Origin of the sequence: Vibrio sp. ED002 (assembly GCF_023277445.1) — a bacterium.
Taxonomy (GTDB): domain Bacteria; phylum Pseudomonadota; class Gammaproteobacteria; order Enterobacterales; family Vibrionaceae; genus Vibrio; species Vibrio jasicida.
In genome coordinates this window covers 71,029-93,724 of the sequence record NZ_CP080240.1, presented here as the reverse complement: position 1 = coordinate 93,724, position 22,696 = coordinate 71,029, and the positions used below count along the sequence as shown (strand labels likewise).

The following is a 22,696-nucleotide window of genomic DNA, read 5'->3' as shown; positions in this document are numbered from 1 at the left end:
GCTCAGGCGGCTATGCCGCCGCTTGTATAAGGACAACCAACCCAATAGAATCGATGTTCGCCACAGTACGTTTACGCACGAACAAGACAAAGAGCTGTGGAAACAGAAAGACTACGTTGATGATGGCCCACAGTTAATGCGCAGTGCAGAGACGAAGTGGTGTCGTCTACGAGGTTTTGCACTCCTAGCAGATGTTGTGAAAGATGTTCGCTTCATCGATGGAGTGAAAGAAATGGAGGCTCATCAACAGGCTACAGCATGACCATCCATACACCACATTTGACAATAGCTTTTCCCGCTGTACGCTCCAGTCCTTTTTTGCATCAATATATCTGGTGTTTATAGTGCAAGCCTTTCTTATGTTGACAGTTAAACGTTTGTTAGTTTTTGTACGACGTTATGAACTGTTTTAGCATTTCACCTACTAACTTTGGCGATTCTTGATGGGATGAGTGAGCCGTCAGTGGAATATTGGCAAAGCTACTACCTGCAATTTTTAACTTTAACGCCACTGCTTCATCTAACGAAAATAGGAAGTCGTTATCGCCTCTCATGATCAATGTTGGACAGCAGATTTTTTCCACCATATCAAACGGATAACCAGATTCTGTTGTATCAAGCCAAACTGCTTTTACCGCGTCTACCAGTTTAGGAAAATTCGGTTCAGGGTTTGAAGATTCGTAAAAAGCAACATCATCGGCAAATCTTGAAGACCAAAAATCAGGAGTTAAGCCACTTAACAATTCTATTGATGGGTCATTTGCCTTTAGTCGCCACTGTGAACCGAGTGTAACCAAACAAGAAACTCTTTCAGGCTCTTGTGCCGCTAGCCGGTAGCCCACGATGCCGCCATCACTAAAGCCAAAAATTGAATATTTATCAATGTTCAGATAGCTAAGTACATGTTGAATGTCTTCTTGGTACTGCATGTAACTAAGTGGCCGTTCACCTAATAAGGATTTTCCATGTCCACGAAAATCGACACTTATCAACTTATAATCAGTAGCTACATATTGGTAAATGCTGCTTAGCTCATTAAGTGAACCAAGACCACCATGTAGCATCAATAATGGTTCTCCATTGGGATTACCTGAAACTTCGAAATAAATCTTCGAGTCATTAACACCTATATAACCGTTTCTATTTTCCATAAACAGTAAAACCAACGCATAGTGAACATGCCACGCGTTGCGAATCCCTCTTGAAAAGTGTGATATTCATTGAGCCCTCTCCTCCAACTTAGCCTCTAGACGGTTCTGTCGCAAATTTTTGAGTGCTAGGCCACTACAACTATTAAACACGTACTTTTATGGTCTGAGTACCTATCTTAAAAAGGGTATTTTTTGTGCTCGGGTATAATAATATTAGAGCTCGTTGCATGTTGATCAATAAAACACAATACTACTCATTGTTCCCTACATTGAGAACTTCCTACCCCTCTCTGGCATATATGGAATCCACGTTTTACACAATGAAAAATTCTAAGAGTTAAGATGCGGGCATATATTCGGTTTCTTATTGAGGGAGCTACCCTCTAACCTATGATGGTTGCGCACCTACTTTCCTTTTCAGGATAACAGCTTCTTTTAGTCAGCATTTTCCAGAGGGACAGGTTTTCAGTAGGTTGGTCTTACCTTTTATGCATCATCATTGTATAAATTATTACGTCTGTTTAGTTTGTTAACGTTATTGGTTGATATTCGGTTCCATAGCGAAGCATTGCCCATGCAGTTCTGACAGTCTTGTTCGCCAGTGCGATGCAGGTCTTCTTAAAACCTAGCCTTTTCACTGCTTTGAGCAACCACGCATCTTTTTGAGCTATTGTCAAATGTGGTGTATGGAGATCATGCGGTAGCCTGTTGATGAGTCTCCATTTCTTTCACTCCATCGATGAAGCGAACATCTTGCACAACATCCGCTAGGAGTGCAAAACCTCGTAGACGACGCCACTTCGTCTCTGCACTGCGCATTAACTTGTAGGCCATCATCAACGTAGTCTTTCTGTTTCCACAGTTCTTCGTCTTGTTCGTGCGTAAACGTACTGTGGCGAACATCGATTCTATTGGGTTGGTTGTCCTGATATGAACCCAGTGCTCTGCAGGGTAATCGTAGAACGCCAGCATTTCAGCTTTATCTTTCACCAAGCAGTCCGTTGCCTTGGGATACTTGGCTTCGAAGCGCCTCTGGAAGGTTGAGAAGGCGTGATAAGCATCATCTCTAGTCTCTGCCATCCAGATATCTTGCAGTGCTTCCTTCATTCGTGGTTGTACGCTTTTGGGCACCTTGTTAAGCACATTCGCCGTCTTATGTACCCAGCACCGTTGCTGAGTCGTTTGAGGCCAGCACTTAGCAACCGCTTTCCAGAAGCCAAGCGCGCCATCTCCGATGGCAAGCTTCGGTGCTAACTGTAATCCCTGTGCTCGTAGCTGCTCAATGAGTTCCGTCCAACTTGCTTCTGACTCTCGATGACCATCCAGAACGCCAAGGACTTCTTTGCGTCCAGTGTCATCGACACCAATGATGACGAGTAAGCAGAGCTTATCGTCCATCCTAACGTGACAGTAAACACCGTCAGCCCAAACGTAAACATAGCGACGCCTACCGAGGTCACGCTTACGCCACTGTTCATACTCAGCATACCAGCGCTCTTTGAGGCGACAGATGCTGTTGGCTGACAGGCCTTTCGCATCCTTACCAAGCAGAGACTCCAGAGCAGGCAGCATATCGCCCGTAGATATAGAGTAACGGGAGCAGTGCTGCAACGCTCTTTGTTCGCTTGAGATAGGGTGGTATCAAGTTGCTATTAAATTTGACGCCATGCCCTGAGCGATCTCGTACCTTAGGAATTTGCACTTCGACATCACCGACACCTGTTTGCAAGGTTCGCTCAGGCAAGAAACCGTTGCGAACGATGGCTTGCTTGCCGTCAACCATTACATTCTGGTGTTGCACAAGCTGTTGAAGCTCAGCTTCAACAGCTTGTGCAATCAAATCTCTAGCCCCTTGGCGTATCAGTTCTGTAAGTGGGTCTTGTGGTGTATTCAGTGAAACAACAGTATTATCAGTCATGCGGTGTACCTTTCTGTTAATCGTTCTGGCGAGAACTACATCAACAGATTACACCGCAACTTCCTTTCTCTTCCATACACCAGAAATCAGCATAGCTCAGAAGTGAAATCTCTAACTATAAAGCCTCATTTATTCATCAAATATGAAATGTCCAATGACACTGAAATGATCCGACAAATGCCACTTCCCCCAAGTATCACTACTAACTTTCTGCATTAACTTGACCGTATTTGTATTAGAAAACGCTTGTCGATGTCGATTGCTAACAAATATATAGTCTAAGAACTCTGCTTTAACACCTCCAGAATACTGAGCGCGGGCGTATTTATTGATATTTGGATCAAAGGTCGCAAGAGTATAACCTCTATACTCCGGTGGAGAGACTTCAAGTGTTGCCAGCATGAGAAGGTATTCTACCACATCACTGTTCTTGTCAATGTTAAAGTCTCCTGCATAAATTACCGCCTCATCTTCTGGAATTTGTTTAGTCAGCATAAAAGTTCTCAGTAAACCGAGCTGGAGACGTCTCAGTCGCTTCGCTTCCAATGTTTCATAAGATGCAAGGTGAGTATTGAATATATGATAAGGGACACCGTTTTTATTTATTTTTACATATACGATCCCTTTATCTGCATAGCAGTCAGTACCAGTACAATGCTCGAACACTAGGTAATCAGTGTCAATGATCGGGTATTTACTCATAGTTATAATCCCCCCATCATAAAGCGCTCCGCCTCCGCCATTGAGAACATCGGTCTTGTAAGGATATTCAAAAGCGAGATCATCAAATAATTCTTCCCTGTAGCCGGAGAAAGCCTCCTGTAACACCAATACATCGTAGCCCGTTAGATAGTGGCCAATCTCCTTCGCTCGAGCATAGATATCTAAGGAGATGGAAGGTATCATCCAAAGGTTATAGCTAGCTATATTTAAGACATTTGGATTATGTTCAACTTTAGTGGCCTCATGTTCAGAAATCACGATTTCAATATCATCAAAACCAGCTCGATATATTGGTTTAATCCCAAATTCACGGTGCTTATTGTTTGCCAAATATACATCCCGGGTTAAAGGCTCACTATGGCGTGCTAGCATTCTACTACTAAAACCATGTAGCATCCTGGAACCGTAAATATTAGCTTCTAGCCTGACTCGAGGTCTAATGAGTCGTAAGTCTGTATCCCAAGAACCATCAGGGTTCTGATAAGATAAGAAAAAGTCGAAGTCATAAGTGTGTCCCGATTCTAAGCCATTATAACGATTAATATCTGCAACTTTTGCTCGGCCATAAGCCGATATGACCATATTTTCATTATAAAGTTGGTACTGCTTCCCTTCTTCTACAGAAGTAGTTGAACTAGCTCGAACGATGACTTTAACGGGGAGGCTAGTGCGATTGATATAATAGACGGAGCTAGATGAAGCTTGATATGAAATTAGCCAAAAGATGACAACATAACTGAATTTTCTAATCATTTTTCTTCCTGATAATCGAGATGCTTTGGTATTATTAATAAATTCGAATATTTAATTGACAGCAATAGTGTCGTTCCGGCAGAACTATAGCTCTGCTCATAAGCTCGGTGAACTTCGCACCAACAAGCACACGCTCTAACGACAGAGGTGACTTTTTTATGCACTGTCGTTATGATTGCGATACCTCTGACTGTAGCCAATAGGCTAATTGACAGTTCCACTAACTAAGTTATTTGGTGTAGATGGCATTATCCAAGGTTGTTACGATTGGCACATACTTATACAGCAGTCATCCAAGCGATGTCTCCCCACTAACCATAAACCACTCTTCTGTATCAAGCCCCGTTCAGTCAAGCCGACACGCTAGGGTACAACAACCGGTTCATCACCGTGAACAGTCCGAGTTAGTGAAACGTCGGCGACTGAGCTTCACTCTCATGCCAAAATAAATCGGCTCTATTTGCGTAGCGATCGCTAAAAGACATCTCTGGGCTAAGTGGGTATTTCAACGTGGATTTCATCTTCTCAAAAGCTCTTTCTGCCACTTCCAACGACGCTTGTGAATGTGGATTGATAATCAGCTCTGCCGTTCTCAACTCTTCGCTCTCCATTAACGTTGCGTACGACGTATCAGTCCCCGTAAAAGGCCCCAGCGCGAACATAATGTCTTCAGGAGGAATATTTAAGGTCGCAATTTCACTGAGAGATTTCCCTCTCAACAAAGTCTCTACTGATTTACCGCCATGATTCAATTCTATCGCATACACATAGCCACGTTGATTATGCAAGGCATAGTTAACCGCAATACGTTGGTCGGTCGTGGTTGAAATCACGCCGCGGATCCCGCGAGTATGATGGGCATGCTCAATATATTCAATCGGCTCAACCTTACGATTGAAACCAGAATGAAATAGCTCGTCTGGTAAACGATTGTCTCCCCGAAAAACAAGTGAGCCTCTCACCTCAGGATCGTAATGGCGATAAAATGGCAGGTGGTTGATTTCTTGCTGCGCTCTAACACTCACTTCATGAAGCTGATCGACCTCTGTCAGATAAGCATAGGGGTCGACTTTCTGCTCCAGTTCAAAAAAATCTCTTAAGGCTTCGTTTTCTCTTCCTCCCCCCATATCAGCATAGCCAGATCCACCGATACCAGGACGTTCTGGCAGATCCTCAGGTAACAACAGATCAGGCAACGTACTTCTCTCGCTTTCAGAAGTGACGTCATTATTGATGATATCTCCTCCACCTCTTAGTCCAGCATTCTCTAGCCACTGAACTTCCCCAGTATCAGGGTTAATGGTTCGCACGATACGCGTATCTGCTACTAATCGCCCGCTAGAAGGGTCAACTTCACGGTAGTAAGCAAACCCATCAGATCGAAGTAACGTATTTCGACCACTGTCCGTTAATTTGACACCGAGAAGCTCTTCTTTCGTTTGTGGGTGTACGATGACACGAGGCATCGAAGTAAAACCATCCATTTCTTCGACGGGAAAGCCAGAGTTGGCCACAATCGTATTCGGGAGGGACTCGGTCGCCATTTCAGTTGCTTCTGCCAATCCACGACCATATTGTGCAAGGGCGGGCAAAAGTGTCGTCGCTCCAATGATAGCGGCACTCATTGAGCTCATCTTTGTGCCTTCTAAACGTTCTTGCAATGTGTCACCGTGCAGCGCTTTATCGAGGCTCAGTCCAAACAGTTCCGTACTTACACCGATGTTCAATGGAATACCCACCTCAGGGGCAATGACATCGACCACCGGTAATAAAGTCATCACGCTATAGGCGACCGAAAGAAGGTAATCACGTTGCGCCTCCTGATCCGATTTGATCATGGTATCCCCATCGCTGACCAGGCGCGCTTTCATCTGTTCCGTCATACGAGCAAACACATTCCCGTCGACCTGATGACGCTTCATCATCATGTACCCCTCGGACCAATTCCCTGAGGCAAATGCTTTCAAAGCCGTATCAACACCGGAGTACGTTGCGCCATCTTGTCTTAAATACAGACTAAAGTGCGATTGCAAACCCCTTCGGTTTGAAGGGACTCTTAAGCTTTTGAATAAGTGTTTTTTGAGCTGGCGCTCACTGCGGTACGCCCAAAACGGTTGCTGGGCACCAGGGGTATAAAGCAAGCCCCCTTCTCCGTCCTTTGGCTCAATCAATAAGATATCGGTCGAATCATAACCATAGACATCAAAACGGTACACGCTGACTTCTCTTCTCTGAGAAGGAGAGAGTATGGCGATGGCCAATTGGTACTGAGCTTGGTTGAGTAGACCATGATGGTACTGCTGATACGCTGAAAAGGCATAGCTGTCTCGCTGTAGCTGGGTGTAACGTGCGGTATTCTGGGACCAAAATTCGGTTAATGCTTCACTGTAGGCACGCTGGATATCTAACTCGTCGTAAGCGATGTCCCACAGTGTGGATGAAAGTAAGCGGACTTCATTTCTTTCGTCAAACGCATCACCGCTTGCGTCTTGTGTATAAATCCCAGTATCCACATTGATGGTACCAGGAAAAGAATCTCGATACCGACCGAATGCATTGAGCATGACCGCTTGGGTAAGCGTATAAGATTCGTTTGGATGTTCATAATGGGCCCATCCATTATACGTTCGATGGCTGCTTTGCGCCCCGTTGAAGCGATGATAAAAAACCGCATCAGGATCAATATCATGGTACCCATGTTGAGCGAGCGATTCTTTTACTCTCTCTGATGTGACTCGTATAGGATCGGGCAAGGAGAGGAGCATGTGCGCGTACTCTTTTGCAAAATCAAGTTGCCACGCTTTATCAAATGGCAGCAACGACTCAGACAGTAAAGGGGGAGTAACACTGATGTTACCTTTGGCAATCACGGGATAAGTTGGCAGCATGAAAGCCGTTGTCACGGCAAGGAGGGTCGATATTTTTTTAGTCATAAATTGTCTTTATAGTGAACATATCTTCTATGTGATGACAGGGCATACATAGTATGTCATTCCAAAACCTATGAAACGAAGTGAACTGAATGCCCTAATCAAGGAACCTTCTCAAATGAAATTAAACTCATAACAAGGCAAGCAAATAGTGCAAAAATAAATTTATAAAATCAATGCGTACTGAAGCTTTCTTTAACGGGGACGTGCTTTCATTCCCCTAAACGCCCCTCCCGACTCAACATCACCTCAAAAGACACACTCTGATGCCAGATTCATCAACGACTCAAGTATTTAATCTATGTACTACGATTATAAAACCGTGTAGCAAGCACACTGAACTTACCTAGCATTCATCACTTACTGTCCAAGGAGACGAAATGAAACGAAGTATAAGGACGCTATTTTTATGGGCTTGTATGATCACGCCCTGCGCTTTACTGGCCGCGACGGACAAACCAACATCTTAGTCTTTTGGGGCGACGATGTCGGGGTTTACAACATCAGCGCTTATCACAACGGCATGATGGGCGGTCGTACACCAAACATCGATACCATCGCAAAAGAAGGGGCCATTTTCACAGATGCCTACGCGCAACAAAGTTGTACTGCGGGTCGTGCATCCTTCATTCTTGGTCAGCACCCATTCCGAACCGGTCTTCTTACCATTGGCATGCCAGGCGCAAAGGAAGGGATTCAAGCTAAAGAGCCAACCATTGCCGAACTGCTGAAGAACCACGGTTATGTCGCGGGTCAGTTTGGTAAAAACCACTTGGGTGACCAAGACGAACACTTACCGACTAACCACGGCTTTGATGAGTTCTTCGGCAACCTTTACCACTTGAATGCCGAAGAAGAGCCTGAATCAGAGTTCTATCCTAAAGATCCTGAATTCCGTAAAAAATTCGGCCCTCGTGGTGTTCTAAAATCCACAGCAGACGGCAAGATCGAAGATACAGGTCCACTGACTCGTAAACGGATGGAAAACGTAGACCGTGAGTTTATGGAAGCCAGTCTTGCCTTTATGGAAAAAGCAGTAAAAGAAGACAAACCTTTCTTCATCTGGCACAACTCAACTCGTATGCACGTTTGGACTCACCTAAGCGACGAGTACAAAGGCAAATCCGGTTATGGCCTATATGCAGATGGCATGATGGATTTGGATGACCAAGTTGGCGTGATGCTGAAAAAGCTCGACGAACTTGGCGTCGCTGACAACACCATCGTAATTTTCAGTACCGACAACGGTGCGGAGAAGTTCACTTGGCCAGATGATGGTACAACGCCATTTAAAGGCGAGAAAGGTACGACTTGGGAAGGTGGTTTCCGCGTTCCTATGATGGTTCGCTGGCCGGGTCAAATCAAACCGGGTACAGTGATCAACGATATCTTCTCTCAAGAAGACTGGATGCCAACGCTGCTGGCTGCCGTTGGTTAGCCAGATATCAAAGAGAAACTGTTAAAAGGCCATAAGGCAAACAACAAGACCTTCAAAGCACACCTAGATGGGTACAATCAACTGGATCTACTTACTGGTAAATCAGATACAGGGGCACGTAACGAAATTTTCTACTTTGATGCCAGCGGTCACTTAAACGCACTGCGTTACAAAGATTGGAAAATCCACTTTACGATTATGGAAGGCGCGATAAACGAGGCTTACCGCAAAACACCAAGTTGGCTACTTATCGTGAACCTACGTATGGATCCGTTCGAAGTTGGTCCGGATTCAGCGCTTTATGTTCGGCACTTCTACGCCGATCAAATGTGGATGTTCGTGCCAGCACAAGCCATTGTTCGTAAGTTCTTGGAAACGTTTAAAGAGTTCCCTGCGACCAAAGGCAGCTCTTTGAGTATCGAACAGGTCGTAGAAACCATGACACAACCGAAAAGAAACTGATTTCCGCGCTGTACACAGAAGTAGTCACTACCTGCTTGCACAGCATAAAGGCCCCATAAACGTAGACGTTTATGGGGCCTTATCTTTAATCGCTAGTTACATTTAAAAACAACTGACCGGGTTTAAGTAGCATTGGTGATAAATGACATCACCTTCATCGTTACTGTCATCATCGTCTTGCTCGGTTGCACTTAACGAGGACAGTAACGGCGTGGGAAGTTTATTCTGGATCAACGGTGATTGAGCTGCACTTACTGAACTAGAAAGTAAAAGAAAAGCCAGACTAACGATATTAAATAGTTTCATTTTGTTACCATTATGTTTTTGAAGTGTTTGACATTAGTTGCTTTCTTTAATTGTGTCAAATTGTAACGACGATGCGATGATTAAAATGAAGAAATAGACTACTTTCTACTCAATACTTGGCACAACTGGTTCAGTGTACCGATTATCGCATCGAGCGAGAGTGTTAATACTTCATTAGTTCAATCGAAGCGTCACCGATATACACCAAAAGAGTTTGTTCTACGAGCCACAAACTCCTGTACGAAAAGGACAATGCTTAGGAAAAGGTACTGTAGAAACATACTCAGATCTTCAGTCATACCGAGCAAGCTTTAGATCTGGCTTATGCCAATTTAGCACTGCTTAATGATTTGTTCTCGCTTACGGCAGATATACTGCTACATTGGGCGAAAAATCACGGGATTGAGGTTGGGGTATTCGGCACTCTTCTATACCTATGACCGATGCTTGAACGGGCACCCGCATATTCACTTATCCGTCACTCGGGGTGGCTTAGATAAGCACAAGCCCATCTATTTCAAAACGCTCCAATTCTCATTCCCTCAAAGAATCCTACCCATCAACCTTCTTCCTACCAAAAACAACGGCCTAACTCATTCTGGGAGTGAGAAACTGGAAGTTTAATAAGAAAAGGCAGGATTAGGTGCCGGGTCATTGTTCCAATCGGACCACAACCCTGCGTATTCATTGCGATGTTGACGAACGGAAAGCAACTTACCTTGAAGATTGCAAATACGAACATCGCAACGGCTTTTAGGTAAATGAGCCAGCGCGGTCAGCTTCGCACCTTGTAAGTTTTCCATATTGAACTGTTTGTGCTTCAGTATCGCTTTCGAACCACAACAGAAATAGGTGACATCATAAATCGGCATAGCGCTCCTCAATAGCATCAAACACTCAATGTATTCTCACAGCCAATAAAATAGTAAACTAATTGCTTATCAATTAAAAAGAGAGGATCAATGAAATCAAGCAAAAATTGGCGACCGCTCTCTGTGAGTGTCTGGCACTATCTCATCGAGCATCGAGATAACGAGCAACTCTTTTTCCACGATGTTGCTCGTGAGGTGGGTATCAGTCTTCGTCATCTGAATTATCCACTGGCTTATGTCTTGGAGTTTTGTGAAAGACTGTCACTACCACCATTAACAGGCATCGTGCTGATTAAGCAAGAAACCGTTCGTTTGCAACGCGAATACCCCAGCGCGCACTTTCGACTCAAACACCAAGGGCAATTCTATTACCCCTGTGATGCATCGTTCGAACCACTTTATCAACAAAAGCTCGCACAGGTAAGGCGGTTCGATTGGCAAGCGATCCACTATGTACCTTCGCTTTTGACGGTCTTTGAGCTCAAAAGCCAATGGTTAGAAGCGAAAAAGAAAAGTGCGCCGAAATCCCCTCACGCTAGCCGCCTCAATCAATTGGCTAGACGCTGACGTCATTTATTGGAGTGACACAAAACCGACGTGAGAGAATCAAGCTGGTTGCCCTCTCGTTCAAATAGAACTCTAGAGCAGATCGTGTAGAAAACATGCTGTTCTTTTATCATGAACTCTCGAACCTAAAAAAACATCCTTATCTTGAGTGTAGTGTGGAAACTCAATGTTAGGAGAGAGTCCTGATTACTTGAGATACGGAAAAATCTAATCTAAATTTCAAATGTACTTAATACTGCAATTCTAAGCGAAACCCTTTGCCCCTAGTTTTCCGATTTATTGCAGTCTCTCTCCGTCCACGCCTCTCTATATGGGGGAGTACTTCTAGGTCCAATCCAGTAAGAGTTTCCTATGCAGAGTCTCTTTATCGAGCAAAAGGCTTGTTACATGCATTAGCAATGGCTAATTTAAAATCACATCCATAATCATCACCAGAAAATGCCGCCACTATAGACTGACACACCGACATAACCACAAAAGGTTAGCACCTCAAGCGAAAGACTAAATTTAGTCTATATTTGCCCCTTAATGATATTAGGGTTATATTACTAAGAACAGAAGGCACTCTTCCTTCTGAAAAGGTGTTGATGCTCGAACGGGAAATAAACAGGCCGTAGAAATCGTAGCTAATACAAAAATGAAAATGAAGAGAGATATAACCATGCGTACAGAGACAGTAAGCTTTTTGAAAAAACACGCTGCTGATCTTCCTTTAGATGATGCAATGACCATCACACAAAACGGCAAGCCGATTTATGTTGTGGAGTCATACGAAGAGCGCCAAAGACGCGATCAGGCTATTGCTTTGATGAAGCTGGTCAGTTTTGGACGTGAAGATATGACTGCTGGACGAACAACCAGCTCAGACAAATTTAAGGAGAGATTGGCGGCTCGAAAATCCAAATAAGAGGGATTTAATGAGCACCAATATTGTATACACCGAAGCATTTGAAAATATGACAGACGACCAAATCAACTACCTATCACTCTGGAGTGAAGGGGATGTTGTGGTCGAGAGAATTGAAAACCTTGTAGAGAAGTTTGAGAGTAACATTACTGATAACCCAGAAATGTACCCTCCTTGCCATGAGTTAACGACTCTTGGCGTATACAATATTCGCCAATTCAGCTTTGGTGGTTTCAAGTTGCTCTATGAATATCATGAGCACATTGACACCGCCGCAGCTCTCGCGTTGGTACGAGATAGGCAAGACCTACAATCGATGTTGGTCGATTACTGCTTAATCCACAAATAACGTTCTGACCCGTCCTGATATGGGTTGACACTTTTAGTTAAAACGCTCGATGAACTTCATCGGGCGTTTTGTATTTTAGAGCTGTATGTGGCCTCTGTTCATTATAGAGTTTCACCGACTCAGCAACCATTTTCTTAGCTTCATTCAAGTCGTTCGGCTTAGTCAGCAAGTACTCCATCTTTAAGATACCATTTACTCTTTCCGCTAGAGCATTTTGATAGCAGTCGTATCCATCAGTCATAGAGTAGAGCATGCCACGTGATATTTCTTGTGTACTGACTGATATTCCTCAGAGCAGTATTGAATACCTCGGTCAGAGTGATGAATAAGCTCGCCCTCATATCGCCGCTTTTTCAAAGCCTTCAGGAACGCACTTTTAACGGCTGGCGTCTTCATATTATCATCGAGATGATACCCAACTATCTTCCTCGAGTAGGCGTCAGTGATTAAGCTGAGATAAGTATTTCCCGCTCGCGTTGCCAAGTAAGTAATATCAGCAACCCACAACTGCTCCGGTTTATTTGGAACCATGCCCTCTTTAATTCGGTTTGGGTGGCAGTGGAACCGATGATGGCTGTTTGTTGTTCGATGATAAGCCCTTCGGTTTACGACCAATAGGCGATGCTGTTTTAGCAATGAAAACAGACAGTCTCGCCCTATATAAATGTTATTCTGACTGAGTAAGTACTTGAGCTTTCGAGTTCCTAATCGAGGATGTCAGAGCCTTTGCTCTTTGACGAACCCAATGACAGATTGCTCTTTCCGAGTTCGCTGAAGCTCGAGCGCGCAGCGTTTGTAAAACGCCTGCCGAGTAATCCCGATGAAGTGGCAAGCTTTAGTTACTGTGAGCCTTTTGACCGTTTTTTCCTTAATAACTCGGCTTTGCGCTTCTTTGAGATTCGGACACCGAAATCCCTATCCATTACTTTTACGACAGCCTCAAAGAAGTCCGCTTTCAGTTGAGTTTCTTCAAGTTGTTGCTCGAGTTCTTTTATCCGTTGTTCTGGAGTTTGAGTAGAAGGAGAATCAGGCATGCCATTACCTACTGTGTTTGGTTTCTCTATTCCTTTAGACCAATTTAGCTGACCGTGCTTACGAAGCCAAACTAAGGCAGTAGATCGGCCTTGTATCCCGTATCGCTCTTGAGCTTGTTTATAGGTCATTTCACCTTTTTCTACTTGGTCAACAACCGTCAATTTAAAGGCAAGAGAATAATCTCGTTGGGTTCGTTTACTCGTTGATTTCATGACACTCTCCAATTTCATGTTGGAAATGTGTCAACCTTATTTAGGACGGTACATTCAAGAAATAAAAGGCCGCTCGATAGCGGCTTTTTTATCTCTGGGTGTCCTGAAAGTACACCTTTCTGAACAGTGTTCCACTTCATTCGTTTTAAATGGTTCGTATGAATCGTACGATTCGTTTATAATGAACAAAAAAGGAGCACACTATGCAATCATTAACCGCAAACACTGCAAAAACTAAATTTGGTGACTTACTGATGAAAGTACAGCGAGAGCCAATACAAATCAGCAAGAATGGTTCCCCTGTGGCAGTTGTTATGTCATGTGAAGAATACGAGGAACTTGAAGCCTTGAAGATGGCGATGGTTAAATCACGTTTTGAACAAGCGGAACGAGACATCGTGAATGGAGATTTGGTGGATGGTGAAAGCTTCATGAGCGAATTAGATTCAGGTAAGTTTGACTAATGACACAATACAAACTTTCTCCCGCAGCACAAACGGACCTAATCGACATTCGCCGTTACACGCTTGAAAACTGGGGAGGCGCACAGTGGACCAATTATTTTGGAGAGCTAAAACAATCAATGGCGTTGTTAGCGAGCAATGAGTTGATTGGCATTGACATGCCGGAACTAGGAACCGGTTACTGCCGCTTTCCGCTAAAACATCATGTGATTTATTACATCAGAAAACCTGACCACAGTGTTATTGCTGCAGTCTTAGGGCGTAACATGTCACCGGCTAAGCACTTTCAGCGACAGTTATAGCTCTTAAGCCTCTGCATTTGATGTAATCTCGTAATGTACTTGAGGCTTCATCAATGAGCTTTGCAGTAGGGCGAATCCCAAGTCCCATACATAGATATTTTTCAATTTGATCCCTTTTGGGGCCGAGCTTAAGCTTTTCTGCTCCACCTTTAGGTCTACCAAGAGGGGTTTTGCGCCCATTTCAGCGAAAAGTCCAAAGAGTTCTTGATGCAGGGATATGGAGAGACGCTTAAAAGCCGTGTTTCTCATATGCGAAGTGTGATGAACAAGCTGCCAAACTATAAAGGCACGGTTTATCGAGGCTCAATAATTAAGAACAGCTTTCTGGAAAAGTTGAATGTTTGAGCTTAATTTTAAAGGGCTGCTGCGTAAATTAGAGAGCACGAAATGGTCTGAATAAGAAAAGCTCCCAAAGGCCAAAGGGAGTCTTTCTTCGTCTTTCAACCGTTCTGTGAGGGTAGCTATGCCAGCTTAATATGTCTTTTGATACAAAAAACCTCCGGCTATGCCGGAGGAGTAAGTAGTTAATACTGAACAATCAGTCTCGGTGTCCAATAGCTGTGCTCTGAGGACCAAATCCACGGGGGCATTGAAGTATTTGGATGCGATGCATATAGAGCAAAAGACATCCTTGGAGTTTCATAGCGACCATTATTGTTTTTCACCCTGTCTATTGCTGCATTAAAATGTTTTGTTACATCGGTGTAAGATGGGCTGCGTGAAATCTTACTTTTAAATAAAGTCGCGTATTTCGGTTGGAATGCCTTATATTTATTGTCCCTCATTGCTTGTGTTGATTTATTTGCACTGAAAAAGTATTTGCTCCGATAATCAAAAATGTCATAAGCGCGACCAGGTGAATCCATCTTCGAATTTAGTTTTAAAGTGACTTTTTTGGGTTTTCTAAAGCCATTTAAACCAATAGTTTCATTAAGATTGAATGAAAGAAAACCGAAAGTACGAGCATGAGCGCAAAAATAACAAACATCATGAGTCAAACTAAGATGATTACTTGTAGGACCTGATACTTGTTTTGGCTTGTATGTGTAGTATGACATATCTTCATCAGGAACTATTGAATAAGATCCATTAAATTTAGATTTATTATAATCACCGGAAGCAGAGCAATACCCTTTAATTGATGGTGAATTATTACTCCCTAGCCTTATATCTACACCTAGAGCAGGATTCTGATTAGATATAGTAATTTGTTTACTATTTATCAATCTGTCTATGTCTGCATTTGGATTAAACTTCCCACTCACAGATTCATTAAATATTGTAGGATATTCTTTCATGGAAATATAATAAGGGACGAAATTTCCTTCTGAATCCCTTTTGTTTATCATCTTGATATTTTGGTTGAGAATATTATCATGAATTGTGTCTGTGTTGTTTTTGGCCGTTACAACTAAACTTACATTATCGACAACAGCAGTTCCTCCTTTAACTGTAATAGATGGCACTTTCTGACCGCTAAGGATTCGATTTAAATGCATCAAAGGAACTTCATCGGTGACAACCGTGTATAGTTTTGTTTTTCTTCCATTTGTTGTATTACTGACATAACTATACGTCTTGTCACTACCATCAATATCATGGAGGTTAGTGAATGATGGCGTCACATTGCTATCTACAAGGTATTTGATCTTAAGCCTACCAGTAATATTTATACCTTTACTCTCTTTGCCAGCCCAGCCACTAATGTTTAGTCCAGATTTAGTATTAGAAGCTAAGATAACATTACTCGGATTGAATTTTGTTACAACTTTGTATCCATTAGAATTACTTCTATCAGAGTAAGCCTTACTGATTCTTACTTTTGGGGTGGTCAATAATGTAAAGAGTCCCAGAGGTTCATCATATAAAGGGTATGAAATATTAGAAACCGCATTTTCATCAAAGTTTTTCCATGCAGTGCTCAAACTTCCAGGTAGCCTAAGCTTAACTTTAACGCCTGGATCTGATGATACAGACTCTCCTCTTAAATAGATTTCTGAAAAAGTAATCTGAGGAATAATTGGGCTAAAATTTGGAACAGCTGCAGCTTGAGTTCCCATAATAGAACCAGCTCCTCCAAGCACACCAGACATTGCTTTGAGTCCATTATTAACAGAGTTTCCTGATGGGGATAGTTCCATTAAGCCACCTAAGAAAGCAGATGCTGCTCCAAGTGCATCGCTGGCAACAGCATCGGATGTTGCTGAATCATTGATGTCATTAAATAATGAGTTTAGATCGTCTAGGCTGTTAACAGTATAGCTACCAGCTTGGTCTAAGTTATCATTAAGGTTACCTGATACATCCAATAAATACTTGGATGGATCAGCAATATTGTCACCCGTAATATTTTCTGACAAACCAACAGAATGTCCGTAAAGTTCAATCTTATCAACAGATTTAGGCTGGATGGCGATTGTCAAATCAATATCTCTACCTGGAGAACACGGATCTAATTCAAGGTTAAAGTCAGCGACTCCCCAAGCACCATCTCGAGAGTTATTTATCGCACCAAAACCCGTTTTACTGTTAGGGTAAAATTGAGCATCAGTTGCTTTTGTGCCATTAAATATTTTTGTTTTCCCTGATGTCGAGAGCGTAACGGACATGCCAGTCCCAATGCTATAATCAGGAAAGTAACCCATAACTCTCAATTTTGCAGTCATTCTATTATAGAGAATAATATAAGGATATTGATTGCTTGAGAAAGCATCGCCACCATCTGCTGACCAAGATGTTTTGGATTTTCTATAATGTGACATTTTATATCCAAGATTGAATTTTATTAATTCCCATCCTTCATTTGGGTTAATATCTGGAAATTTCTGAGCATATGATCTTGAATGATAGCTACCAGAGCAACTAGTAGGTGTAGGGAGTACATTTCCAGGTCCCATGATATCTTTTGTTAATAATTTTTCTCCTGGAATATTATAAAGTGTATCAGACTCACAAATATAAAATGGGCTTAAAGCCAATTCCTCGTCGCCGTGCAAGTTTGCCATCCCAATTTGTAAATGTTGGGTACGCCAGTCAAAAATATTTTTCCGCTTTGCTTGAATTTTAGTATCTGGGTTTGGATAGAAAGATTTATCGGGGTGTGTGATGGTTGCTGATTGCCTCCATCGTTTATCTACATCTGTAGGGATTGCTGCATTCACACTGAGTGGTAGTAATGCAGTGGATATCGCTATATATATATTACTTTTATTCATACATGCTTCAGACTTTATTCTTACGCTTATTGGGTGCTTTAATGGTAAATGATACACTTGACTTGTGAAACAGCATGCACTCACTCCTCAGCTAGAGATTTGCTAATTACTAATGTAGGATGTTCTTATTTATGTTTTTGTGCCATTTCAGCAAAAAGTCCAAAGCCTGTCTGTAGAGCTTAATTTAAGGGCTGTTGCGTAAATTAGAGTGCAAAAAATGCTCTGAATAAGAAAGACTACCAAAGGGAACCTTTCTTTGTTTTCTGCCAGTTTTGGGCGGATAGCGATGCCCGTTTAATATGTCTTACCATCAATTAAACGTTCACTCTCTAATTTCTTTGCTACTCGAATGACCGTTCTATCAGAAACATTGGTCAGCTTTGCAGTATCGCGAATACTCAACTTGTTGATAACTCGTAACTGATAAATTTTTTCGTGGAGCTCGAGGTTTGGTTGTCTGCCACGATATTTCCCTTCCTCTTTGGCCTTTTTTATCCCCTCTGCCTGACGGCGACGCCGATCTTGGTAATCTTTGCGAGCGATGGCTGCCAACATGTCCATCATCATGCTGTTTATCGCTTTGATCATAGAGCTGGTAAATTCATCGGTGACTTGAGGAGATAGAGCGATATGACTGGTCGGTAAATCTAGGCTGATCACTTTTAATGCTTTCTTGCTCAGCATTTCTTTCAATGTAAACCAACTTTTTTCATCAAGACGTGAAAGGCGGTCAATCTGCTCAATGAGGATCGCATCACCAACAGCTGCATCATCAAGTAATCGTAGAAGTTCAGGCCTTTGCAAAGATGCGCCAGATTCATTCTCAATATACCAACCCGCTACACGGTAGCCTTTATTTTGAACAAAGCTTTGTAAGGTGTTCTGAGCACGTTTTGCATTTTGATCAGATGTTGATGCTCTTAAGTAGCCAAATATGTACATAATTCACTCGATATGACATTTACATGATGATCTTAATGGTTGTGTCATTTAGGTTATGACATTGCAGGGTTTGATGTCAAATTTAACCCATGTCTTTTAGGTAGACTTAAATGACACAGTCTAAGTTTTAACATTTAATTCATTTACTGATTGTACATGCATTATTGAATGGTAGAGCTATTGTCAAATGTGGTGTATGGAGATCATGCGGTAGCCTGTTGATGAGTCTCCATTTCTTTCACTCCATCGATGAAGCGAACATCTTGCACAACATCCGCTAGGAGTGCAAAACCTCGTAGACGACGCCACTTCGTCTCTGCACTGCGCATTAACTTGTAGGCCATCATCAACGTAGTCTTTCTGTTTCCACAGTTCTTCGTCTTGTTCGTGCGTAAACGTACTGTGGCGAACATCGATTCTATTGGGTTGGTTGTCCTGATATGAACCCAGTGCTCTGCAGGGTAATCGTAGAACGCCAGCATTTCAGCTTTATCTTTCACCAAGCAGTCCGTTGCCTTGGGATACTTGGCTTCGAAGCGCCTCTGGAAGGTTGAGAAGGCGTGATAAGCATCATCTCTAGTCTCTGCCATCCAGATATCTTGCAGTGCTTCCTTCATTCGTGGTTGTACGCTTTTGGGCACCTTGTTAAGCACATTCGCCGTCTTATGTACCCAGCACCGTTGCTGAGTCGTTTGAGGCCAGCACTTAGCAACCGCTTTCCAGAAGCCAAGCGCGCCATCTCCGATGGCAAGCTTCGGTGCTAACTGTAATCCCTGTGCTCGTAGCTGCTCAATGAGTTCCGTCCAACTTGCTTCTGACTCTCGATGACCATCCAGAACGCCAAGGACTTCTTTGCGTCCAGTGTCATCGACACCAATGATGACGAGTAAGCAGAGCTTATCGTCCATCCTAACGTGACAGTAAACACCGTCAGCCCAAACGTAAACATAGCGACGCCTACCGAGGTCACGCTTACGCCACTGTTCATACTCAGCATACCAGCGCTCTTTGAGGCGACAGATGCTGTTGGCTGACAGGCCTTTCGCATCCTTACCAAGCAGAGACTCCAGAGCAGGCAGCATATCGCCCGTAGATATAGAGTAACGGGAGCAGTGCTGCAACGCTCTTTGTTCGCTTGAGATAGGGTGGTATCAAGTTGCTATTAAATTTGACGCCATGCCCTGAGCGATCTCGTACCTTAGGAATTTGCACTTCGACATCACCGACACCTGTTTGCAAGGTTCGCTCAGGCAAGAAACCGTTGCGAACGATGGCTTGCTTGCCGTCAACCATTACATTCTGGTGTTGCACAAGCTGTTGAAGCTCAGCTTCAACAGCTTGTGCAATCAAATCTCTAGCCCCTTGGCGTATCAGTTCTGTAAGTGGGTCTTGTGGTGTATTCAGTGAAACAACAGTATTATCAGTCATGCGGTGTACCTTTCTGTTAATCGTTCTGGCGAGAACTACATCAACAGATTACACCGCAACTTCCTTTCTCTTCCATACACCAGAAATCAGCATAGCTCGCTATTTTATCGGCGAACCCTGGTTCGATGGTTTACGTGCCAGCCAAGAAAAAATACATGGCAACCGACGATTTCAAGCCGTGCTTTCTGGGGGAGGTTAAAGCGGGTGAGTTTGTTGACGCCTTAATCACGGTTTTCGGTACATTCACCGACAACGAATAAAGAGGGCAACGACGACTGAGCCTAAAAGGAGGGGGCGGTCATATCATCATTGAACATGGGCAGTTACTTAAGAGCCGTCCAGTTCCTGATGGCTCTTAAGTAACTGGCAACGGAATATATGAAACCCTAACAACGAGGAAGAGACATGAAGCGTATCGAAGCAATCATAACGGATGAATGGATGTTTGATGATGGTCAAGAGACCCGAGAATGTATCGCGTCATTTCAAAGCGTGGTGTACGCCTCTTACCAAGACTACATGGCGGATTTGCTCGTGCTTAGCCAAAATGATGATTTTAAATTCGCTTTACCGCATGAAACGGACAGCCATTTTCCGCGACGCACGGCAGAAGAGCGGCAGGACATCATCATCAAAAAAGTTCATGCACGACGACGCTATCAAGAGCACCTTGAAAACGGAGGTTCCGAGGACGAGAGCAGCGGCGCTCTTTCTGATTTCCCCCTCAAAAAAGCCCATCATTAAATTGACGGGCTTTTTTATACTCCGATATACTGGGGACGCAACGCATCAGACGTTGTAAATCTTGGCTAAGGCAACCATTCATAATCGAGTGGTGCCAGAGCCCAAGATTATGATTGATGGCCTCGCTTGTCTTCAATCCATCAATTCAAAGGTGATCGTCATGATTACTGCCGCAATGATCCCCAAGCAAGAACGTTTAACGTTTTATCCATCCACGACAAAGCAATTTCGTTTTTTGAAAAGAACGATCCACCGCTTCTCTGAACTATACCTAAAGGGGTATTACAGGAAGGGGGGAAGGTATTGGCAATTTCTGACACTAAGTAACGGTGGTCGGTTCGCCTATCCGGTTATGGAGGCGCCAGTCACTTTCTACGATCCGAATCACGATACCTGGCATGCGTTTTCTCAAGAAGCGGCAGGCATTTGTATTTGGTTGGTGACATTACGAACCTGTGCAATGGTGGCGCTTGAACGAGACCATTTTGTCGAAATGGGCAATTTCAGCCATTATCATTCGCGACTTATGGAATACGCGAACGAGCACGTAGAGTGGGATAATATTGCTCACTTTATCACATCCATTCATTAGCGCTCAGCGCGTTGTACTCACCACAGGAGAAGGCCTGTGGGGGCTTCTCTTGTTTTATTTTAAAGGAGACGCCTGATGCTAGAACTGGGTACGAGCTTCCAAAAATCAAGCGCTATGCGCTTAGAAGAAGTGCACATCAAAACCATCAACGCCGGTGATACGGTGATCCACAATGAAAATCTAAAGACGGTTGGTCAGAGTGACATCCAATACTGCTCCTTTATGGGGCTGTTACTTTTTGGTGACGCTTACCACTTAGATCACAAGCCTGTCATCAAGGTGACATTCTTATGTGACTAAGTGACCCCCTTCTGTAGCGGAACGACTCCGCAGGCAACGCCAGTTCGACTGGCCGTTGCCAGCCGAATAAGCAAATTGTTATCAATTTACTCATTCAAGGAGTAGCGACATGGCTACAAAACCAATGAAAAACGATTTTTACCAAGACATCACCAATCAAGTCATCGAGGCGCTAGAGCAAGGGGTTAAACCTTGGTCATGCCCTTGGGATGTGACCCACGCTTCAGGCATTCCATGTAACTATCAGAGTCAAACCGAATATAAAGGGTTGAATATCATGTTACTTTGGATGAGTGCGCAGCTTAACCGCTTTTCATCCAACAAATGGCTGACGTACAAGCAGTCGAAAGTGCTTGGTGGCCAGGTTAGAAAGGGTGAAAAAGGGACAGCGATTTTCTTTTTCAAAATCGTGGAGAAGAAAAATCGGCACGAAGATGATAATGACGAGCAAGATACCTACGCGATGTTACGAACCTTTAAGGTTTTTAACGTTGATCAAATTGATGGTATTGAAGACGATGAAGTGGCCATGGCGCGCCCTGAACGTGATGAGATAGCATTGATTGATGAAGCTGAGCGCTTCATTCAGAAGACGGGGGTATCTATTCGTTATGGTGGACAGAAAGCGTTTTATCGTCCATCTACGGATGACGTTGTCATCCCTGATCGTGAAAGGTTCGCTTCGACAGCCGATCTCTATGCCACCATTATGCATGAGTTGACGCATTGGACGGGACATCAATCTCGTTTAGATCGTGACAGCAAAGGGCGGTTTGGTAGCAAGGATTACGCTTTTGAAGAGTTAATCGCTGAACTCGGGGCCGCTTTTACCATGGCGGGTTTGGGGATAGTTGGTGACGTTCAACACGAATCTTATATCGCAAACTGGTTGGAGGCGTTGAAAAATGACAAGCGTTATGTTTTTAAAGCCGCCGCTCAAGCCAGTAAAGCGCATCAATACCTCATGTCGCTGAACGAAATGAAGATTTCTAAAGCGGCATAGCGAAAGTGCCCGATCATGTTATTGCATGATCGGGCTTTTTTTTGTTCAATCTGGATCGGTTAATCTATGCGTTTGGATGCATT

Annotated in this window: 15 protein-coding genes and 8 pseudogenes; 12 read left to right on the top strand and 11 right to left on the bottom strand. The window is 43.4% G+C overall.

What is annotated here, in order from left to right:
- Positions 1-26: 26 nt before the first annotated feature.
- A pseudogene (locus ITG12_RS27525) lies at positions 27-262 on the top strand (IS256 family transposase); the annotation flags it as partial.
- A 118-nt stretch (positions 263-380) separates the two neighbouring features.
- Here ITG12_RS27525 and ITG12_RS27520 read toward each other — a convergent pair.
- From ITG12_RS27520 to ITG12_RS27500, 5 genes and pseudogenes are all read right to left on the bottom strand, one after another.
- Positions 381-1,151, bottom strand: a complete 771-nt coding sequence (locus ITG12_RS27520; RefSeq protein ID WP_248875207.1) for an alpha/beta hydrolase — start codon at positions 1,149-1,151, stop codon at positions 381-383.
- 521 nt (positions 1,152-1,672) lie between these two features.
- Positions 1,673-1,816 (bottom strand): annotated as a pseudogene (locus tag ITG12_RS27515) (IS110 family transposase); the annotation flags it as partial.
- A 28-nt stretch (positions 1,817-1,844) separates the two neighbouring features.
- Positions 1,845-3,069, bottom strand: a pseudogene (locus ITG12_RS27510) (IS256 family transposase).
- A gap of 129 nt (positions 3,070-3,198) precedes the next feature.
- The gene (locus tag ITG12_RS27505) at positions 3,199-4,545 is read right to left on the bottom strand and encodes a sphingomyelin phosphodiesterase (protein WP_248875205.1); all 1,347 of its coding nucleotides are present in this window, start codon (positions 4,543-4,545) and stop codon (positions 3,199-3,201) included.
- A gap of 404 nt (positions 4,546-4,949) precedes the next feature.
- Positions 4,950-7,478, bottom strand: a complete 2,529-nt coding sequence (locus ITG12_RS27500; protein ID WP_248875203.1) for a DUF6543 domain-containing protein — start codon at positions 7,476-7,478, stop codon at positions 4,950-4,952.
- A gap of 406 nt (positions 7,479-7,884) precedes the next feature.
- Here ITG12_RS27500 and ITG12_RS27495 point away from each other — a divergent pair.
- Positions 7,885-9,375 (top strand): annotated as a pseudogene (locus ITG12_RS27495) (arylsulfatase).
- 450 nt (positions 9,376-9,825) lie between these two features.
- Positions 9,826-10,203 (top strand): annotated as a pseudogene (locus ITG12_RS27490) (transposase); the annotation flags it as partial.
- Between the two features lie 98 nt (positions 10,204-10,301).
- Here the strand turns inward: ITG12_RS27490 and ITG12_RS27485 are convergent.
- Entirely contained in the window at positions 10,302-10,553 is a 252-nt protein-coding gene (locus ITG12_RS27485; RefSeq protein WP_248875201.1) for a hypothetical protein, read from the bottom strand.
- A gap of 90 nt (positions 10,554-10,643) precedes the next feature.
- On the opposite strand from ITG12_RS27485, the gene ITG12_RS27480 reads away from it, so the two are divergent.
- From ITG12_RS27480 to ITG12_RS27470, 3 genes are all read left to right on the top strand, one after another.
- Positions 10,644-11,120, top strand: a complete 477-nt coding sequence (locus ITG12_RS27480) for a hypothetical protein (RefSeq protein ID WP_248875199.1) — start codon at positions 10,644-10,646, stop codon at positions 11,118-11,120.
- A gap of 661 nt (positions 11,121-11,781) precedes the next feature.
- The gene (locus ITG12_RS27475) at positions 11,782-12,027 is read left to right on the top strand and encodes a prevent-host-death protein (RefSeq protein WP_021018379.1); all 246 of its coding nucleotides are present in this window, start codon (positions 11,782-11,784) and stop codon (positions 12,025-12,027) included.
- A 10-nt stretch (positions 12,028-12,037) separates the two neighbouring features.
- Positions 12,038-12,376, top strand: coding sequence for a type II toxin-antitoxin system RelE/ParE family toxin (locus tag ITG12_RS27470; protein ID WP_248875198.1), 339 nt, complete (start codon positions 12,038-12,040; stop codon positions 12,374-12,376).
- A gap of 37 nt (positions 12,377-12,413) precedes the next feature.
- On the opposite strand, the pseudogene ITG12_RS27465 reads toward ITG12_RS27470, so the two are convergent.
- Positions 12,414-13,623: pseudogene (locus ITG12_RS27465) on the bottom strand (IS3 family transposase).
- 203 nt (positions 13,624-13,826) lie between these two features.
- Between ITG12_RS27465 and ITG12_RS27460 the strand changes: the two are divergent.
- Positions 13,827-14,087: a type II toxin-antitoxin system Phd/YefM family antitoxin gene (locus ITG12_RS27460; RefSeq protein WP_248875196.1), complete on the top strand. Its 261-nt coding sequence runs from the start codon at positions 13,827-13,829 to the stop codon at positions 14,085-14,087.
- Positions 14,087-14,389 (top strand): type II toxin-antitoxin system RelE/ParE family toxin, encoded by a 303-nt coding sequence (locus tag ITG12_RS27455; protein ID WP_248875194.1) that lies wholly within the window; start codon positions 14,087-14,089, stop codon positions 14,387-14,389. The genes ITG12_RS27460 and ITG12_RS27455 overlap by 1 nt, the downstream gene beginning before the upstream one ends.
- Here ITG12_RS27455 and ITG12_RS27450 read toward each other — a convergent pair.
- The 4 genes and pseudogenes from ITG12_RS27450 to ITG12_RS27435 form a co-directional block, all read right to left on the bottom strand.
- Positions 14,364-14,552, bottom strand: a pseudogene (locus ITG12_RS27450) (resolvase); the annotation flags it as partial. The gene ITG12_RS27455 and the pseudogene ITG12_RS27450 sit on opposite strands and share 26 nt — an antisense overlap.
- Before the next feature lie 361 nt (positions 14,553-14,913).
- On the bottom strand, positions 14,914-17,604 hold the full coding sequence (locus tag ITG12_RS27445) for a hypothetical protein (protein ID WP_248875192.1): 2,691 nt from the start codon (positions 17,602-17,604) through the stop codon (positions 14,914-14,916).
- Between the two features lie 294 nt (positions 17,605-17,898).
- Complete coding sequence (locus tag ITG12_RS27440; protein WP_248875190.1) at positions 17,899-18,546, bottom strand: recombinase family protein; 648 nt, start codon at positions 18,544-18,546, stop codon at positions 17,899-17,901.
- Between the two features lie 203 nt (positions 18,547-18,749).
- Positions 18,750-19,974, bottom strand: a pseudogene (locus ITG12_RS27435) (IS256 family transposase).
- A 405-nt stretch (positions 19,975-20,379) separates the two neighbouring features.
- On the opposite strand from ITG12_RS27435, the gene ITG12_RS27430 reads away from it, so the two are divergent.
- From ITG12_RS27430 to ITG12_RS27415, 4 genes are all read left to right on the top strand, one after another.
- Positions 20,380-20,718 carry a hypothetical protein gene (locus ITG12_RS27430; protein WP_248875188.1) on the top strand — a complete coding sequence of 113 codons (339 nt, stop codon included), beginning with the start codon at positions 20,380-20,382 and terminating at the stop codon, positions 20,716-20,718.
- 61 nt (positions 20,719-20,779) lie between these two features.
- The gene (locus tag ITG12_RS27425; RefSeq protein ID WP_248875186.1) at positions 20,780-21,310 is read left to right on the top strand and encodes an antirestriction protein; all 531 of its coding nucleotides are present in this window, start codon (positions 20,780-20,782) and stop codon (positions 21,308-21,310) included.
- Between the two features lie 75 nt (positions 21,311-21,385).
- Positions 21,386-21,610 (top strand): hypothetical protein, encoded by a 225-nt coding sequence (locus ITG12_RS27420; RefSeq protein ID WP_248875184.1) that lies wholly within the window; start codon positions 21,386-21,388, stop codon positions 21,608-21,610.
- 109 nt (positions 21,611-21,719) lie between these two features.
- Positions 21,720-22,613 carry a zincin-like metallopeptidase domain-containing protein gene (locus ITG12_RS27415; RefSeq protein ID WP_248875182.1) on the top strand — a complete coding sequence of 298 codons (894 nt, stop codon included), beginning with the start codon at positions 21,720-21,722 and terminating at the stop codon, positions 22,611-22,613.
- The last annotated feature ends 83 nt before the right edge of the window (positions 22,614-22,696 follow it).